Below are 16,708 nucleotides of genomic sequence, written 5' to 3'. Positions count from 1 at the left end.
AACCTCGGGCGGACGGGCGATCTCAGCCTCGGGAGGAACGGATGGCTTGCGCGTCGGTCTCGGCCTGGCCGGGCCAGTGCACCGAGGCCGGGGCGTCCGGGCTCACCCGCAAGGTGTGCAAGGTGGTGGCGAGCATGTCGTAGTGGCCCACCAACAGCAGGAACTCGACGCACTCGCGTTCGGTCAGTGTCGATGAAAGACGCTCCCACTGGGAGTCGTCCAGATCGCGTCCCGTGAGCAGGGCATCGGCCGATGCCAGCAGGGTGGCTTCCCGAGCTGACCAGTGGTGGGAGGTGTCGTCCTGCAATGCCTCGAGGTCGCGCTGGGTGACGCCAACGCGCTCGCCCAGCCGCACGTGGTGGGCCCACTCGTAGGCGCTGCCGCGCCGGTGCGCCACCCGCAGGATCACCAGCTCGCTCTCGCGCCGTGGAAGAGATCCGAACGGCATGAGGCGGGCGGCGAAGTGCAGCCATCCCCAGTACAGCCCCTTGGCGTGGCCGAGTGTGGTGAAGATGGCAGGCGGGGTGGTGCCCGTGACCTTGCCGGCGATGCGGCTCATCGCAAACGCGGGAAGGCCGAGCTGCCTGAGTGATCCGGGCGTGATGCGTGCGCTCATGACGAAAGCCGTTGCGGCTGAAGGGTGGTCAGATCGACCTGCTCTTCGCGGGCGACCTGCAGCGCGAGGGAGAGTTGCGGGAAGCCGCGCAGTTCCATCACTCGTTGCGCCAGCATTCGGGCCGGCAGGATCGGTGCGATCCAGCGTGGTGCACAGATGCGCCGCGAGCGCCGGGCGATGCCGCGGTCGATGGCATCGATGGCGCTGCTCAGCGGTGCCACGCCGAGGATGGTGCCGCCGCCGGTGAGCATCTGCGCGGCTTCGGTGCCGAAGCCGCGGGAGGTCATGTCGGTGTCGATCTCGGCGAAGTAGGCCACGCCTACCTTCGCGCCGGTCGGGGCCAGTTCGATCCGCAAGGTGTTGCCGATGGCTTCAACGGCTGCCTTGGAGGCGGAGTAGGCGCCCATCAGCGGGGCGTGCACCGCTGCAGCCAGTGAGGCGGTCGCCAGGGCATATCCGTGTGGGTGGCTGACGTGCGGCGCTGCCGCACGCAGCGTGTTGTAACAGCCGACGACGTTCACCTCCAGGTGCGCCCGCATCACCTCCGGGTCACCGCCGTCCATAGGCAGTTGGCCGGCGATGCCGGCGTTGGCCACCACGACGTCCAGCCCACCCCACATGGTGGCGATGTCATCGATCGTGGCCCCGACCGCAGCGGCATCGGTGACATCGAGTTCGCGCCAGATCGCACCCGGACAGTGAGACGCGGCGGCTTCCAGGAGCTCGGGTTCTAGCCCGGTCAGGGCCACTCGCGCACCCTGGGAAGCCAGCCGCCGCGCCAAAGCTGCGCCGATTCCCCGCGCGGCGCCGGTGATGAGCACTCGTCGACCGTCATGAGAAGTCATGAGTTCAACGTAGTTGCACGATCGTCCTAGTTGGGTTGAACCGCCGGCTGCTGTTGCGTGATGCAGTGGATGCCGCCGCCGCGGGCGAAGATCTCGCGGGCGTCGACGCCGACGACCTCGCGGCCGGGGTAGACGCTGCGCAGTACCTCCAAGGCGCGTTCGTCGTGGGCGTCCCCGAAGGTGCACGCGATCACGCCGCCGTTGACGACGAGGTGGTTGACATAGCTGTAGTCGACAGGGCCCTCGTCGTCGACAAGCGTTGCGGGAGCTGGGATTCGCACCACCTTCAGTCGGCGACCGCGGGCGTCCGTCGCCGCCTCGAGCAGGGTGATGAGTTCGCGACTGACCTCGTGGTCGGGATGCTCGGGGTTCTCCTGGTCGTGCACCAGCACCACGCCGGGTTCGGTGAATGTAGCGACGATGTCGACATGTCCTCGGGTGCCGAAGTCGTCATAGTCACGGGTCAGCCCTCGCGGCAACCAGATCGCGGTGGTCGCTCCGAGGCAGCGGGCCATCTCGGCCTCGATGTCGGCCTTGGTGGCTCCCGGGTTGCGACCCTCGTCCAACTGGACCGTCTCGGTGAGCAGCACCGTGCCCTCACCGTCGACGTGAATGCCGCCGCCCTCATTGACGATCGGGGAATCGATCACCTTGACGTCGGCTTCCTGCGCCACCCATCGCGCGATCTGGGCGTCCTTCTCCCAGGTGGCCCACGACTGCGCACCCCAGCCGTTGAAGACCCAGTTGACCGCCGCCAACTCCCCGGCCTCGTCCAGCACGAAGGTGGGGCCGATGTCGCGCATCCACGCGTCGTCCAGCTCCGCCTCGTACAGAATCACCTTGTCGTCCGACAGTTCTCGCGCAATCGCCAGATCGTCGGCAGTGGCGAGCATATGCACCGGCTCGAAGCCGGCGATCGCATTGGCGACCTGCGCCCAGGTGCGGCGGGCGGCGTCGGCCTCCTCCTCGGTGTCGCCGAGCGTGTAGCCCGCGCTCGGGAACGCCATCCAGATGCGATCCTGCGGCCCCCATTCGGCCGGCATGTGCCAGGTCACGGGTTCGGGTCCTCGCGCACGTGTTCGGGACGCACGGGCTCGGCGAGCGCGGCATAGGTGTCGGGACGCCGGGTGGCCAGGAACGGGAACAGGTCGATCCAGTCCTTGCCCTGCGCGAGGTCGAGGTCGGCCACCAGCACTGCCTCCTCGTCACGGGGGGCCTGCACGAGCACGCGACCATAGGGGTCAGCGATGAACGACGAGCCGTAGAAGGTGTTGAGCCCTTCGTTGCCGGTGCGGTTCGGCACGACGACGAAGAGCCCGTTGGCGATGGCGTGCCCCACGATCGTGTGCTGCCACAGCGGCTGGGTGTCGAACTCTGGGTGATCGGGCTCGGAGCCGATCGCTGTGGGGTAGGCCAACAACTGTGCGCCACCGAGCGCGTAGGAGCGCGCAACCTCGGGGAACCACTCGTCCCAACAGGTCGGCATTCCGAGTTTGACCGCCGGATCATCGAGTGTCACAACGGGATAGGCGTCCTGAGCCGGCCCTGGCCGGAAGTACTTGTCCTCGTAGTAACCGGCAGTGACCGGGATGTGGGTCTTGCGCGTGCGGGCCACGAGTTCGCCGCTGGGGGAGACCAGGATGGCGGTGTTGAGTCCGCGGCCGTCGTCGCCGGGAGCCTTCTCGAACAGCGAGGCGTGCACGTGGACGTCGAAGTCCTTGGCTGCCGCCGCCGCGAACTCAAAGGTTGGGCCGGCCAGCAGATCTTCGGCCGCGCGATCGGCATCGCCTTCGGGCAGCACGTCGGCGGGGTATTTGGACAACGTCAGTTCAGGCAGGAAGACGACCCGCGCGCCCGCTTCGGCAGCCTGCTCGATGCCGCCGCGCAGGGCTTCACGCAGTGCATCAGCGTCGGCACGCCAGTGGTGCTGCACCAACCCCACTCGCACCGGTTCGGTGGTGTCGGTGTTTGGCTGGTCGACGCGAGCCAACGACGGGGGCACCTGCTGCGCTGTGATCAACTTCATAGTCGCAAAGTATGGCCGACGCGGTTCGGCGCAGCCCCCGCACCTTGCAACACTGTGGGGGTGCGCATGAGCGAGTTCTGGCAATTGGTCGATGACGAGTTCGGCAGCGGCTACGGCCGGGTGCTGGTTGACGGCCACACCCTGCACGGCCTCGGCAGCCGCACCGCCGCTGCTGCACTGGACGAGGGAGAGTCGCCCCGCGCGGTGTGGCTGGCACTCTGTCGCGAGATGGACATCCCGCAGGAACGTTGGCTCGGTATCGACCGGCCGATCCGTGAGCGCCGAGACATTTGAAACGTCTGGCAGCCTGAAGAACCGGGTTGATCCGGGCGCGACACGCGGACGTGACCTTCGTACGAGTGTTCGATCATGTGTCGTAGGGTTCTCCACAGGTGCCCGACCAAGGCCACTTCGTCCACAGGCGTGCGGACGGCAGCGGTGGTTGTCGGTGGTGGCACTTAGCGTCTGATCTCAACCGGGCCACGTACGCAGGGCTCGGACGGTCGCCGGTAGGCGCGGTCATCACGAGGCAACGAGGTAGGAGTCAACCCTCATGGCAACAGCAGCAACAAAGACGCCGGTCGACAACAGCGCCAACAAGATCAAGTCGCTCGACGCGGTCATGGCCCAGATCGAGAAGGCCCACGGCAAGGGCTCGGTCATGCGACTGGGCGACGACGTCCGTCCGCCGATCGACGTCATCCCCACCGGCTCGATCGCGCTGGACGTCGCGCTCGGCATCGGCGGGCTCCCGCGTGGCCGCGTGGTGGAGGTCTACGGCCCCGAATCCTCCGGTAAGACCACGGTGGCACTGCACGCGGTGGCCAATGCGCAGAAGAACGGCGGCATCGCAGCGTTCATCGACGCCGAGCACGCGCTCGACCCCGAGTACGCCAAGAAGCTCGGTGTCGACATCGACTCGCTGCTGGTCAGCCAGCCCGACACCGGTGAGCAGGCGCTGGAGATCGCCGACATGCTGATCCGCTCCGGCTCGCTCGACATCATCGTCATCGACTCCGTCGCCGCCCTCGTGCCGCGCGCCGAGATCGAAGGCGAGATGGGTGACAGCCACGTTGGTCTGCAGGCTCGCCTGATGAGCCAGGCGCTGCGCAAGATCACCGGTGCGCTCAACAACACCGGCACCACCGCGATCTTCATCAACCAGCTGCGCGAGAAGATCGGTGTCATGTTCGGCTCGCCCGAAACCACCACCGGTGGTAAGGCACTGAAGTTCTACGCATCGGTGCGGCTCGACGTCCGCCGCATCGAGACGCTCAAGGACGGCACCGACCCGGTCGGCAACCGCACCCGCGTCAAGGTGGTCAAGAACAAGGTGTCGCCGCCGTTCAAGCAGGCCGAGTTCGACATCCTCTACGGCCAGGGCATCTCCCGCGAGGGCGGCTTGATCGACATGGGCGTCGAGCAGGGCTTCGTGCGCAAGGCCGGTGCTTGGTACACCTACGACGGTGACCAGCTGGGCCAGGGCAAGGAGAACGCACGCAACTTCCTCAAGGACAACCCCGACCTCGCCGACGAACTCGAGCGCAAGATCAAGGAAAAGCTCGGCATCGGTCCCAAGAGCGCCGAGGCGGCTGCGGCCCGCGAAGAAGCCGACAACGTGACGGCCCTGAAAGAAGTCGCCGTCGACTTCTGAGATCAGTCATGACCAATCCCTTTGATCGGGATGTCGCAGGTCCGCCGGATTTCGTCGATCCGGCGGACCTGCCCGCATCCACGCGCCGTGAGCAGGTCGAAGACGTCGATCCGTTCGACCCGGGCCCGGTGCCGAGCAGCCCTCGGCGCCCCTCGAAGCGGCGGTCGCGGCGCTCGGCGGACGGTGATGCTCCACCACGCTCGCGGCGGCAGCCACCTGCGCCGGAGCAGGATCCGGAGGCCAATCCTTACGACGTCGCCAAGGCGATCGTCCTGCGCCAACTCACCATGGCCCCGCGGAGCCGAAAGCAGTTGTCCGACAAGCTCGCCCAGCGTGGATGCGACCCGGAGGTCGCCGACGCAGTGCTCGACCGGATGACCGAGGTCGGGTTGATCGACGATGAGGCCTACGCCGCGATGCTGGTGCGCTCCCAGCAAGCTGGTCGTGGTTTGGCAAAACGGGCCTTGGCGCAAGAGTTGCGCAAGAAGGGCATCGACGACGAGATCACCCGGGCCACGCTCGACGAGGTCGACCCGGAAGCGGAGAAAGAACGAGCCCGCGCCCTGGTGGCCAAGAAGATGCGGTCCATGCACGGCCTGGATGCAGCAGTGCAGACACGGCGCTTGGCTGGCATGCTCGCGCGCAAGGGCTACTCCTCGTCGGTGTCGTGGTCGGTCATCCGCGAGGCGATCGCGCAAGCAGATGAGCACCAACGCGACTGAGACACTGGGCTGATCGGCAAGAAAGCGCTTCGCGCAACCGCAGAGTGCGCCCCACAGTTCCGTAATCTCGGGCGCATGCGAGGACCGAAACCGCGCGACCGAGAACTGCAGGCGCGGCGGATGGCTGAGCACCAGCACTGGGCGTACCAGCAGAGCTTCGGGCAGGGGATGCCCCGCACCGAACCAGGCGTCAGCAGTTCAGGGCGCCCGCTGCCGCAGAGTCAGCGGGGCACTTGGTAGTACCCCTGGCTGTTGTTGTCGCTCTTGACGATCTGCTTGCCGAGCGGCACCAGGGCGGCCGGGATCATCTTGAGGTTGGCCCACGCGAACGGGATGCCGATGATCGTGATCGCCAGCGCGAACGCTGTCGCGACGTGCGCAAAGGCCAGCCAGATACCAGCGAAGATGAACCACAGGACGTTGCCGATCGCCGACGCCGTGCCCGCGTCCGGTCTGTCGATCACGGTGCGACCGAAGGGCCACACCGCGAAATTGCCGAGGCGGAACGAGGCGATACCGAAGGGGATCGTGACGATGAAGATGCACATGATCACGCCGGCGATCATGTAGGTGAGCCAGAGCCAGAAGCCGGCGAACACGAACCAGATGATGTTGAGCAGGGTTTTCATGTGAGGTCACCTCAGGCTGGTGCGGTCTGGAACTGAACTGCTGACCAGCATCCCGGTCCGGCCACCACGATATCCGTCCGCGTTCACGGGGGGCCGACCTCGCTTCGGCGTGCACGCGGCGGGCCGGGGATACGGTGACGACATGGAGCAACGGAAGGCATGGCGGCCGTCCAGGGTGTTGTGCGTGTGCGCTGCGGTCCCGTCGTTTCTCCTCGCATCAGTCTTGTCCGTTCTGCTGCTGGCGGGCGCTGTGGTACACGGCATCGAGGACAGCGAGCGGTCGCCGCGCGGCGAGGCAACGATGTCCAACGATGTCGATTCGCCCCTGGCGGTGTACGTCCTGGTCGTCGTGCTCAGTCTGATTGCCGCCGTCGTCGCCATGGTGGGCAGCCGGGCCGCCGGCTTCGTGCTGGCGGCGGCAGCAGTCGCTCAGGTGGTGGCCATTGTGCTGCTCGGTGGTCTCAGCGATCCCTACGGCATCGCTGGCATCGTGCTCTCCATGGCTGCTCTGGCGGCTGGAATCTGGTTCGCCTTCGACAAGGACGCGCCTGCTCCGCCGCGACGTGATGACGACCTGGCGCAGTGGGCGGCCCAGCAACGGTTGTCGGGCGACTGACGATTCGGCCAGCCCCGATCCGACGCCGTACTCTTGATCGGTCATGGCGAAGACTTATGAGGTGCGCACCCACGGGTGCCAGATGAACGTGCACGACTCCGAGCGGATCAGCGGCCTACTGGAGTCGGCCGGTTTCGTCGACAGCGCTTCGCTTGCCCCGGAGCAGCGGCCACAGGTGCCCGACGTCGTCGTGTTCAACACCTGCGCGGTGCGCGAGAACGCCGACAACAAGCTGTACGGCTCCCTCGGTCACCTGCGCCCGGCCAAGGACATCAACCCTGATCTGCAGATCGCCGTCGGCGGCTGCCTCGCGCAGAAAGACCGCGCACAGATCGTCGAGCGAGCCCCATGGGTGGACGTCGTCTTCGGCACCCACAACGTCGGTCAACTGCCGGTGCTGCTAGAGCGTGCGCGTCACAACGCCGAGGCCCAGGTCGAGATCGTCGAATCGCTCGAGACCTTCCCGTCCACCTTGCCGACACGGCGCGACTCCGCCTACAGCGGATGGGTGTCGATCTCGGTCGGCTGCAACAACACCTGCACCTTCTGCATCGTCCCCGCACTTCGGGGCAAGGAGAAGGACCGCCGACCCGGCGACATCCTGGCCGAGGTGAAAGCCCTGGTCGACCAAGGCGTCGTCGAGGTCACGCTGCTGGGTCAGAACGTGAACAGTTACGGCGTCGAGTTCGGCGACCGTCAGGCGTTCAGCAAGCTGCTGCGATCGTGCGGTGAGATCGAGGGCCTGGAGCGGGTGCGCTTCACCTCGCCACACCCCGCCGCCTTCACCGACGACGTCATCGACGCCATGGCCGAGACGCCCAACGTCATGCCGTCGCTGCACATGCCGCTGCAGTCTGGGTCGGACAAGGTGCTGCGCGAGATGAAGCGCTCCTACCGTTCGGCGAAGTTCCTCGGCATCCTCGACCGGGTGCGCGACCGCATCCCGCACGCCGCGATCACCACCGACATCATCGTCGGCTTCCCCGGCGAGACCGAGGACGATTTCGAGGAGACGATGCGCGTCGTCCGCGAGGCACGCTTCTCTTCGGCGTTCACCTTCCAGTACTCCATTCGCCCCGGCACTCCTGCCGCCACGATGCCCGACCAGCTGCCGAAAGCCGTTGTGCAGCAACGCTTCGAGCGTCTGTTGGAGCTGCAGGAGGAGATCTCCTGGCAGGAGAACCGCACGATCGAGGGCCGAACGATCGAGGTGCTGGTCGCCCCGACCGAGGGGCGCCGCGACAGCCAGACCGGACGCATGTCGGGCCGCGCACAGGACAACCGGCTCGTGCACTTCGCACTCCCGACCGCCGAAGGCGTCGAACTGCCCCGCCCGGGTGACTTCGCCACCGTCGACGTCACCTACGGCGCCGGCCACCACCTCATCGCCGACGGGGTGCTCGACGGCGGGACGTTCAGCGTCCGCCGTTCGCGTGGCGGCGACGCCTGGGAGGCGCTGCAGGCCGGCAAAGCGGACGGTGCCACCGCCAAGCCCAAGGTGACGCTCGGGATGCCCTCGATCGGCCAGCCGGCTCCGGTGGAAGCACCCTCTTGCGGACTCTGAGGGTTCGCACGTCCAGGCACCGGACCAGCTCATCCTGAAGGAGCCACGTCGTAGCATCGAGCAGATCGCTCGAGTTGACCCGTGCGTCCTGCGAAGCGGGGGCGGGGCAGACTGGCGATTGTGAGTGACCAGGGGTATCGGCGCGGTGAAGCCGGATACCGCGACATCACCTGGGCGCTGTTCGCCGCGGGAATGGCCACCTTCGTGGCGATGTACGCCGCCCAGGCCGTGCTGCCCGAACTGTCCGACGAGTTCAGCGTCGGCCCGGCGACCTCGGCCCTCGCGGTGTCGGCAACCACCGGGACGCTGGCACTCGCGATCGTGCCCGCCAGCGCTCTGTCGGAACGATTCGGACGAGTGCGGGTCATGGCCTCGGCCGCGCTCGCCTCGGCGCTTCTGGGGTGTCTCGTGCCGCTCGCTCCGTCGATGGGTGTCCTGCTGACGATTCGCGGATTGCAAGGGGTCTGCTTCGCCGGGATCCCCGCGACGGCGATGGCCTACCTCGCCGAGGAAGTCGATCCCGAGCATCTCGGGGGAGCAATGGGCCGCTACATCGCCGGCACGACCGTCGGCGGGTTGAGTGGACGCGTGCTGGCCGCGTTCGTGCTCGACCACTCCGGTTGGCGGTGGGCACTCGAAGCAGCCGGCCTGGCTGCCTTGGCTTTCACCGGACTCTTCCTCTGGAAGGCACCGGCGTCCCGCTCCTTCGTCCGCGCACCGGTCGGGTTGCGCACTACCACCGCGAACGTGGTCGGGCACCTGCGCAACGGACGTCTGATCGCGCTCTACCTCACAGCGTTCCTGCTCATGGGCGGCTTCGTCGCCGTCTACAACATGCTCGGATTCCGTTTGATCGCAGCGCCATTCCACCTTCCGCAGTCAGCAGTAGGACTGGTCTTCCTGCTCTACCTCGCTGGCACGGTGTCATCTGCCGCCGCCGGTCGCCTGGCCGACCGGTTCGGACGCAAACCTGTGCTCGTCGTGTCCGAAATCGTCGCAGTCCTCGGCCTGCTCATCACGCTGCCCGCCGCCCTAACGGCCGTGCTCATCGGCGTCCTGCTCTTCACCGCCGGATTCTTCGCGGCCCACTCGGTCGCCAGCGGCTGGGTCGGGGCGATCGCATCCGAACACCGTGCCGAAGCCAGCGCGCTCTACCTGTTCGCCTACTACTTCGGCAGTTCGGTGCTCGGCGCGCTCGCTGGCGTGTGGTTCACCGCCGACGGATGGAACGGTGTCGTTGTCTACGTGGCGGCGCTGTTCGGATTGGCGCTGGCTTTCGCCGCGATCATCCCCTTGCTGCGCCGGCGTCGTGCGGCACGCTCGGAGCCGGGCGTATTGTGATCGCCATGTCGAACACTCGCACCCAGTGGTGGCCGCCCTCCTAGACGGCCCGCATCGACTTACCCAGTTCATTCGCGCCGTCTCGTACGAGGCGGCGTTTTGCATGTGCGGACACCTCCCAGCGAGACGGTCATCACTTCGATCAGGAGTTCACATGTCTGACGAATCATTCGAGGCAGCCCTCGTCCGCAGCCACACCCTGCAAGCTGTCATCGACGGCCCAGACACCCCGGCGCGTCGAAAGCTGCGTGTCCTCACCGGCGACCGGCCGACCGGCCCACTGCACATCGGCCACTACCTCGCCAGCCTGCGAAATCGAGTCGTGCTGCAGGACAAGGGAATCGACTCGTTCGTCATCATCGCTGACTACCAGGTGATCACCGATCGGGACGCCGTAGGCGATCTCAAGCGCATCGTGCAGGAGTGCGTGCTCGACTACCTGGCGGCCGGTATCGATCCGACCCGCACGACGATCTTCACCCACTCGGCGGTGCCCGCGCTGAACCAACTCGTGCTGCCCTTCCTGTCACTGGTCACCGATGCCGAACTACGTCGCAACCCGACGGTCAAGGACGAACTGGCAGCCACCGGGGGCCGACCCATGTCAGGGCTGTTGCTGACCTATCCGGTGCACCAGGCTGCCGACATCTTGTTCTGCCACGGCAATGTCGTCCCGATCGGAAAGGACAACCTGCCGCATGTGGAACAGACCCGGGCGATCGCCCGCAGATTCAACCATCGGTACGCCGGGGGTGAAACTGTCTTCGCCGAACCAGACGCGTTGTTGACCGAATCGCCGCTGCTGCTCGGGCTCGACGGCACGAAGATGAGCAAGTCGAAGGGCAACACAATCACCCTGGGGATGTCGGCTGACGAGACGGCGGCGGCTGTGCGGAAGGCTCGCACTGATGCCGAGCGCACCATCACCTACGAGCCGGGGCGTCGTCCGCACGTTGCGTCGTTGCTCGAGATCGCCAGCGGTTTCGCTGGGCGTTCACCGGCCGAGCATGCAGCCGAGATCGGTGATGGAGGTGCTGCCGCTCTCAAGCGAGTCGTCACCGAAGCGGTCAATGAAGGTCTGGCCGCACACCGTTCACGGCGTGCGGAATTCGCCAAGGACGCGGCGTACCTGTACCAGGTGCTTCGGGACGGAAATGAACGGGCACGGTCGGTTGCAGATGCCACCTTGGCGAGTGTCAGGGCAGTGATGCGGATGGACTACTGATCACCGTCGGTGATGAGTCCGAGCGTGACGAACATGTCGCGAATCGGACCGTCCACTGTCACGATGACCTTGCCCTCGTCGTCCAGACGGGTGAGTTGTGTTGCGATCATGTCCGGCCCGATGTGGAACAGGTGGGGGGAGACCGGTCCGGGTTCGGCGTCGTACTGATTGACGGTGGCGACGGCCAAGGTGTTGATCACCTGGAGCGTGTCGGCGTCCTGGGGCACATGCACGTTCAGTGAGTGCCTGGTCGGCAACGCCACGATGACGCCGTGCGGCGGAATCGCTGTGTCGAGCGCCCGGCGGAGCAGGTCGGGCAGAACCACCACGCGCGCCGCTCCGAAATAGTCGGCGGAGCGGAAGAAGTGCAGGAGGGTGCTCGGCTTGGTCTCGTCGATCAAATAGGTGCTGTGCGTGGGCAGCGGGAGGGCGGCGATGTTGCGCAGCGCTCGGTCGTACGCCTCATCGCGATCGCCGACGAGATCGAGACTGCCGAATTCCTTCACGACGTGGGGCAGGTCGGCAGCAAGCACCCCGACGATGCCGGGCAATGGTTCGAGCGGTGAGTAGGTGAAGAAGGTTTCGGGGATGTCTGCGCGCTGCCGCAGTTTGATCAGCAGTGTCTGCGGATCGGCGGGTGTGTCCTCGGTGTCCCAGGTGTCGGCGAGGGCGCTGATGTGCGAATCGACGATCGCGGGCCAGTCGTCCATGGGTGCGGACGCGACGGTGCGTGAGAGGTTCTCCAGCCCGACATGCTGCCCGGTATCGCCCTGCAGCACACCGCCGTGGGCTTGCACCAGATGGCCTCGGCGAACCAAGCTGCCTGCCGCCAGTTCGATGAGATGGCGCGCCTCGTCGACGGTGAGGGCGGGTAGGTGCGCGTCTCGCTCCTGGCGCCCCGGCTGCCCGGAGGATTCGTCCTTCTTCTTGCGTCGGAAGAGTGCCATGACCTCAGTCAATCAGCAGAGCCACGAGCTGAGGACTGCCAGTGGTGGCTTCCACGGTGAGCTGTGCGGGAGGCTCGCGGTGGTGGGACGGTTTGGACCCCTGGCGGAAACGAAGTGCCCGCCAGGGGTCCGAACGTCGAAGGAGCCACCAAAAAGGTTAGTCGCCCTTGACGTTCACGATCTGTCGCAAGGTGTGCCGCACCTCGACCAGGTCGTCGGCGTCCGCCATCACCTGGTCGATGTCCTTGTACGCCTGCGGGATCTCGTCGATGAATGCATCGGTGTCCCGGTACTCGATGCCGGCCATCGCCTCCTGGAGCTGCTCCCGGGTGAAGGCCTTGCGGGCCTTGCTCCGGGAGTACTCCCGGCCAGCGCCGTGCGGAGAGCTGTTGAGTGACAACGGGTTTCCCTTGCCGACCACCACATAGGACGCCGTGCCCATGGAACCCGGGATCAGGCCCGGCCGGCCGGCTTCGGCGTTGATCGCGCCCTTCCGGGACAACCACACCTGCTTGCCGAAGTGGGTCTCCTGCTCGGTGTAGTTGTGATGGCAGTTGATCCGCTCCTGCTGCTGCACCGGCGCGCCGATCCAGTGCTCCAACTGGGTGATCACCCGGTCCATCATTTCCTCCCGGTTGAGCAGGGCGTAGTGCTGCGCCCACCGCAACTCCCGGATGTAGGCCCAGAACTCGTCCGTGCCCTCCACCAGGTAGGCAAGGTCGTTGTCGGGCAACGGGATCCACCACTGTTGCGCCAGCCGCTGCGCGACCTTGATGTGGTGCTGGGCGATCCTGTTGCCGACACCCCGCGAGCCCGAGTGCAGGAACAGCCAGACCCGGTCGTTCTCGTCCAGGCTCACCTCGATGAAGTGGTTGCCCGAGCCGAGCGAACCGAGCTGCAGCTGCCACTTGCCGGCGCACTGCGTGGGGTCGAAGCCTGCGTCGGTAGCCATGGTCGCCAGTTCGTCGATCCGCTGCTGGGTGTGCTCCCGCGATACCTTGCGGTTCACGCCACCGGCTGACAGCGGAATCGCCCGCTCGATCTGCTCCCGCAACGTGGAGAGGTCACCTGTCATGTCGGCCTTGGTGAACTGCGTCCGCACCGCGATCATGCCGCAGCCGATGTCGACGCCGACCGCGGCCGGGATGATCGCGCCCTGGGTCGGGATCACCGACCCGACGGTGGCACCCCGGCCCAGATGGGCATCGGGCATGAGCGCAAGGTGCGGGAAGATGAAGGGCATCGACGCCGTCAGCTCCGCCTGCTGGCGTGTGTTCTCCTCCAGAATGCTTGCCCAGTTCAACAGCCGGTCGTTGATCTTCTGCATGGTCGTACTCCTTTCGTTTCATCCCGCGTGTGGATGGTTCTTCGCCACCGAGGATTGACGGCACGGTGCCGTCTGCAGATCCCGGGGTGATGAAAATGGTTGTCGAACAACGGAAATGCCCGGTGGGTAACCACCGGGCATGTCTGGTCACGTCGACCTCAGTCGGTCGCGCACCTCGTCCGTGTGGTCGGCCCCAGTTCGGGGCAGCCCAAGTAGCCCTCGCGGCGGCGAGGGTTGAGCGTGTCGACCAGGACGGTCGAGGTGGTCATGGACATGGGAAGAACTGTGCCGAGCGTGCGACATCGATGCAACCGATTAATGGTCAGCGTTCCGGAAGGCAGCCCTTGACCGTCCCGGGTCCGCGTGTTCGGCCGGGTAGGAAGCGCTGCACGTCGCGCGAGATCTAGTCTGGATGCATGTTGCGAGCGGTCGAGGTGCGCATCACCGGGCGAGTGCAGGGAGTCTTCTTCCGTGCGTCCTGCGCCGAGTACGCGCGGCAGTTGGGAGTGCGGGGCTGGGTGCGCAACGAGCCGGACGGTTCGGTGCTGGCCCACTTCGAGGGGGGCTGGACCTCCATCGAAGAAATCCTGGAATGGTGCCGCAAGGGGCCGCGGCGCGCTGACGTGGAAGACGTCGAAGTCAGCAAGGTCGCGCCCATCGGAGCCGAAGGCTTCGACGTCGACCGGCACTGACGACGTCCACATGCCTCAAGAGATCACCCCGGAGCCTGCGCGATGACCTCGTGGCCGGTGGTTGCCGTGGTCGGCCCGACGGCCAGCGGGAAGTCGGATCTCGGTATCGAACTGGCGGGGCGGCTGGGCGGAGAGATCATCAATGCCGACGCCTCCCAGCTCTATCGCGGCATGGACATCGGCACCGCGAAGGTGCCGCAGCCCGAGCGAGCCGGGATTCCGCACCGCCAGATCGATGTGCTCGACATCACCGACGAAGCGAGTGTTGCTGCCTACCAACAGCATTCACGCTCCGACATCGAATCCGTAACAGGCCGAGGCGGGGTGCCCATCCTGGTCGGCGGCACCGGCTTGTACGTGCGAGCCGCACTCGACGTGCTCGACATACCTCCCACCGATCCGCAGGTGCGCGTCAGGCTCGAGCAACGAGCCGCGCAGCAAGGCATCCACGTGTTGTATGCAGAACTGGCACAACAAGATCCGGCTGCGGCCGCGAAGATCTTGCCCAGCAACGAGCGACGGGTGATTCGCGCGCTTGAAGTGATCGAGTTGACCGGACGCCCCTTCAGCGCGAGCATGCCTAAGCGCGAATTTGTCCGTGACACAGTCATGCTCGGCCTCGATGCAGATCGGTCTGTGCTGGACGAGCGGATCGACCGGCGCACCCGGCAGATGTGGGACGACGGGCTCGAGGAGGAGGTGCGCAGCCTGGAGGGTCTCGGCCTGCGTGATGGACGCACCGCCTCGCGGGCCATCGGTTACTCCCAGGTGCTGCGCCACCTGGACGGCGAGCTGACGCAGGAGGCGGCGATCGAGCAGACCGCTCAGGCCACCAAGCGCTTGGCACGCAGACAGTTCTCGTGGTTCCGGCCCGATCCACGGATCACCTGGTTGCCGCATGACGCACCGGATCTCATCGATCGTGCCCTGCAGGTGGTGCGCGCTGCGACGGACACCACTGCGTCGCAGCGACCACCGCAGGCAGAATGGCCATCGTGACCACGATCAAGTTCAGCAAGGGCCACGGCACCCAGAACGACTTCGTTGTCGTGCCCGACCTCGACGGCAGCCTCGACCTCACCCCGCAGGACGTCGTCTACCTCGCCGACCGCAGGGCCGGTATCGGTGGTGACGGAGTCATCCGCGTGGCGCCGATCGCTGCGGCGCCGGACGAAGTGCGCGCGCAGGCACCCGAGGCGCAGTGGTTCATGGACTACCGCAACAGCGATGGTTCCATCGGCGAGATGTGCGGCAACGGCTCGCGCGTCTTCGCCCGATACCTCGTCGAGCACGGTCTGGTGAGCGATGAGACCTTCGAGATCGCGACCCGCGCCGGGCAGAAGCGGATCACCACGGTGCCGGGGGGTTTCGCCACCGACCTCGGACCATGGCGCCTTTCGCGGGAGACCGAGGCGCAGGAGCGCGGCATGGATTCGGTGGTGCAGGTGCACGGCGCGCCCGACCCACTTCCGGCGCTCAGCCTGGACACCGGCGTTCCGCACACCGTGGTTGCGCTGCCGCCGAGCATCGACCTGAGCCAGTTGAACCTCACGTCCGCTCCGCATGTCGATCCACACCCACCGCACGGCACCAATGTCGACTTCGTGCGCGCGATCGAACACGGCCACATCGCGATGCGAGTACACGAACGTGGTGCCGGCGAGACACTGAGCTGTGGCACCGGCGCTGCTGCAGCAGCGTTGGCGACGTGGTGGTGGGGCGGGCAGCCTGCCGATCAGCTCGACTGGCGGGTCGACCTGCCCGGAGGAACGCTCGGCGTCATCATCTCCGCTGACCGGGTCGCGTTGTCCGGACCTGCAGTGCTTGTCGCACACGGCGAGGCCGAACTGCCGCCTCAGTAGTCGCGCGTCACCTTCAGGATGCGGAAGCCCCGAACACTCGTGAAGCGCTCGGCGGCCAGGCCGTCAAGATTCTCGGTGATCCACTTCTGCAACGAGTCGGAGCCGAGGTTCTTCTGCACCACCAGATAAGCGGCGCCGCCATCGGTGAGCCTGGGCAACCACGTACGCATCAGGTCGTGCAAAATGGCTTTGCCCACGCGGATCGGGGGGTTCGACCAGATCAGGTCGAAGCGAGCGTCCGCCGGCACTTCCTGAGCAGCGGACACGTGAACTCCCTTGAGGACCAAGGACTCTGCGTTGACACGAGCAAGATCGAGAGCGCGCTCGTTGACGTCGACGGCGTACACCGTCGCGTTCGGCGAGTGCAGTGCCAGGGAGAGTGCGATGGGCCCCCAGCCGCACCCGAGGTCGAGGAAGGTGCCCTCTGCCGGAGGTTGGGGAGCGTTTTGCAGCAACACCGAGGTGCCCTGGTCGATGCGGTCGGGGGAGAAGATGCCCGGAGCCACCTGCACGGCACGCGTCACCCCGGCCAGCGGCACGTTGATCGTGCGCCGTTCGTCGGCACTGGCCGGCTCGGCGGAGAAATAGTGATCGTGCGATGTCATCGCCGGTCAACCTACTAAGCGGTGAGGAGAATGGCCG

At 66.4% G+C, this 16,708-nt stretch carries 18 protein-coding genes; 10 read left to right on the top strand and 8 right to left on the bottom strand.

Translation table 11 applies throughout. The features are described 5' to 3' along the window. Positions 1-22 precede the first annotated feature (22 nt). From J5M86_RS09550 to J5M86_RS09535, 4 genes are read right to left on the bottom strand one after another with little or no spacing between them, the layout of a single operon-like run. Positions 23-616, bottom strand: coding sequence for a carboxymuconolactone decarboxylase family protein (locus J5M86_RS09550; protein ID WP_188060561.1), 594 nt, complete (start codon positions 614-616; stop codon positions 23-25). Beyond that, positions 613-1,461: an SDR family NAD(P)-dependent oxidoreductase gene (locus J5M86_RS09545; protein WP_188060562.1), complete on the bottom strand. Its 849-nt coding sequence runs from the start codon at positions 1,459-1,461 to the stop codon at positions 613-615. The genes J5M86_RS09550 and J5M86_RS09545 overlap by 4 nt, the downstream gene beginning before the upstream one ends. A gap of 26 nt (positions 1,462-1,487) precedes the next feature. After that, positions 1,488-2,504 (bottom strand): agmatine/peptidylarginine deiminase, encoded by a 1,017-nt coding sequence (locus tag J5M86_RS09540; protein WP_188060657.1) that lies wholly within the window; start codon positions 2,502-2,504, stop codon positions 1,488-1,490. A gap of 8 nt (positions 2,505-2,512) precedes the next feature. Then, positions 2,513-3,487, bottom strand: coding sequence for a nitrilase-related carbon-nitrogen hydrolase (locus tag J5M86_RS09535; protein ID WP_188060563.1), 975 nt, complete (start codon positions 3,485-3,487; stop codon positions 2,513-2,515). A 66-nt stretch (positions 3,488-3,553) separates the two neighbouring features. Here J5M86_RS09535 and J5M86_RS09530 point away from each other — a divergent pair, with 66 nt between their 5' ends. From J5M86_RS09530 to J5M86_RS15470, 3 genes are all read left to right on the top strand, one after another. Beyond that, a complete protein-coding gene (locus tag J5M86_RS09530) occupies positions 3,554-3,781 on the top strand; it encodes a DUF3046 domain-containing protein (protein WP_223158497.1) in 228 nt (75 codons plus the stop codon). A 259-nt stretch (positions 3,782-4,040) separates the two neighbouring features. After that, entirely contained in the window at positions 4,041-5,141 is a 1,101-nt protein-coding gene (gene recA / locus J5M86_RS09525) for a recombinase RecA (protein WP_188060565.1), read from the top strand. An 8-nt stretch (positions 5,142-5,149) separates the two neighbouring features. Beyond that, the gene (locus J5M86_RS15470) at positions 5,150-5,863 is read left to right on the top strand and encodes a regulatory protein RecX (protein WP_244328306.1); all 714 of its coding nucleotides are present in this window, start codon (positions 5,150-5,152) and stop codon (positions 5,861-5,863) included. A 221-nt stretch (positions 5,864-6,084) separates the two neighbouring features. Here J5M86_RS15470 and J5M86_RS09515 read toward each other — a convergent pair whose 3' ends face one another. Continuing rightward, the gene (locus tag J5M86_RS09515) at positions 6,085-6,492 is read right to left on the bottom strand and encodes a YccF domain-containing protein (protein WP_188060566.1); all 408 of its coding nucleotides are present in this window, start codon (positions 6,490-6,492) and stop codon (positions 6,085-6,087) included. Positions 6,493-6,715: 223 nt separating this feature from the next. On the opposite strand from J5M86_RS09515, the gene J5M86_RS09510 reads away from it, so the two are divergent. From J5M86_RS09510 to trpS, 4 genes are all read left to right on the top strand, one after another. Further along, positions 6,716-7,108 (top strand): hypothetical protein, encoded by a 393-nt coding sequence (locus J5M86_RS09510; RefSeq protein ID WP_188060567.1) that lies wholly within the window; start codon positions 6,716-6,718, stop codon positions 7,106-7,108. A 43-nt stretch (positions 7,109-7,151) separates the two neighbouring features. Beyond that, the gene (miaB, locus tag J5M86_RS09505) at positions 7,152-8,672 is read left to right on the top strand and encodes a tRNA (N6-isopentenyl adenosine(37)-C2)-methylthiotransferase MiaB (protein WP_188060568.1); all 1,521 of its coding nucleotides are present in this window, start codon (positions 7,152-7,154) and stop codon (positions 8,670-8,672) included. 120 nt (positions 8,673-8,792) lie between these two features. Further along, complete coding sequence (locus J5M86_RS09500; protein WP_244328305.1) at positions 8,793-10,013, top strand: MFS transporter; 1,221 nt, start codon at positions 8,793-8,795, stop codon at positions 10,011-10,013. A gap of 154 nt (positions 10,014-10,167) precedes the next feature. Next, positions 10,168-11,238, top strand: coding sequence for a tryptophan--tRNA ligase (gene trpS, locus J5M86_RS09495; RefSeq protein WP_188060569.1), 1,071 nt, complete (start codon positions 10,168-10,170; stop codon positions 11,236-11,238). On the opposite strand, the gene J5M86_RS09490 is transcribed toward trpS, so the two are convergent. Further along, complete coding sequence (locus J5M86_RS09490; RefSeq protein WP_188060570.1) at positions 11,232-12,185, bottom strand: hypothetical protein; 954 nt, start codon at positions 12,183-12,185, stop codon at positions 11,232-11,234. The genes trpS and J5M86_RS09490 overlap by 7 nt on opposite strands. Before the next feature lie 157 nt (positions 12,186-12,342). Continuing rightward, on the bottom strand, positions 12,343-13,512 hold the full coding sequence (locus J5M86_RS09485) for an RtcB family protein (RefSeq protein ID WP_188060571.1): 1,170 nt from the start codon (positions 13,510-13,512) through the stop codon (positions 12,343-12,345). Positions 13,513-13,928: 416 nt separating this feature from the next. On the opposite strand from J5M86_RS09485, the gene J5M86_RS09480 reads away from it, so the two are divergent. Genes J5M86_RS09480 through dapF form a run of 3 tightly spaced genes read left to right on the top strand, consistent with a single transcriptional unit; the run spans position 13,929 to position 16,066 of the window. Beyond that, positions 13,929-14,204: an acylphosphatase gene (locus tag J5M86_RS09480; RefSeq protein WP_188060572.1), complete on the top strand. Its 276-nt coding sequence runs from the start codon at positions 13,929-13,931 to the stop codon at positions 14,202-14,204. Between the two features lie 42 nt (positions 14,205-14,246). Then, the gene (gene miaA, locus J5M86_RS09475) at positions 14,247-15,203 is read left to right on the top strand and encodes a tRNA (adenosine(37)-N6)-dimethylallyltransferase MiaA (RefSeq protein WP_188060573.1); all 957 of its coding nucleotides are present in this window, start codon (positions 14,247-14,249) and stop codon (positions 15,201-15,203) included. Then, complete coding sequence (gene dapF, locus J5M86_RS09470; RefSeq protein ID WP_188060574.1) at positions 15,191-16,066, top strand: diaminopimelate epimerase; 876 nt, start codon at positions 15,191-15,193, stop codon at positions 16,064-16,066. The genes miaA and dapF overlap by 13 nt, the downstream gene beginning before the upstream one ends. Here the strand turns inward: dapF and J5M86_RS09465 are convergent. Next, positions 16,060-16,671, bottom strand: coding sequence for a class I SAM-dependent methyltransferase (locus J5M86_RS09465; RefSeq protein ID WP_188060575.1), 612 nt, complete (start codon positions 16,669-16,671; stop codon positions 16,060-16,062). The two genes, dapF and J5M86_RS09465, sit on opposite strands and share 7 nt — an antisense overlap. Positions 16,672-16,708: the final 37 nt, after the last annotated feature.

The organism is Yimella sp. cx-51 (genome assembly GCF_017654605.1).
Classification (GTDB): domain Bacteria; phylum Actinomycetota; class Actinomycetes; order Actinomycetales; family Dermatophilaceae; genus Yimella.
This window is presented reverse-complemented; position numbering and strand designations above follow the sequence as displayed.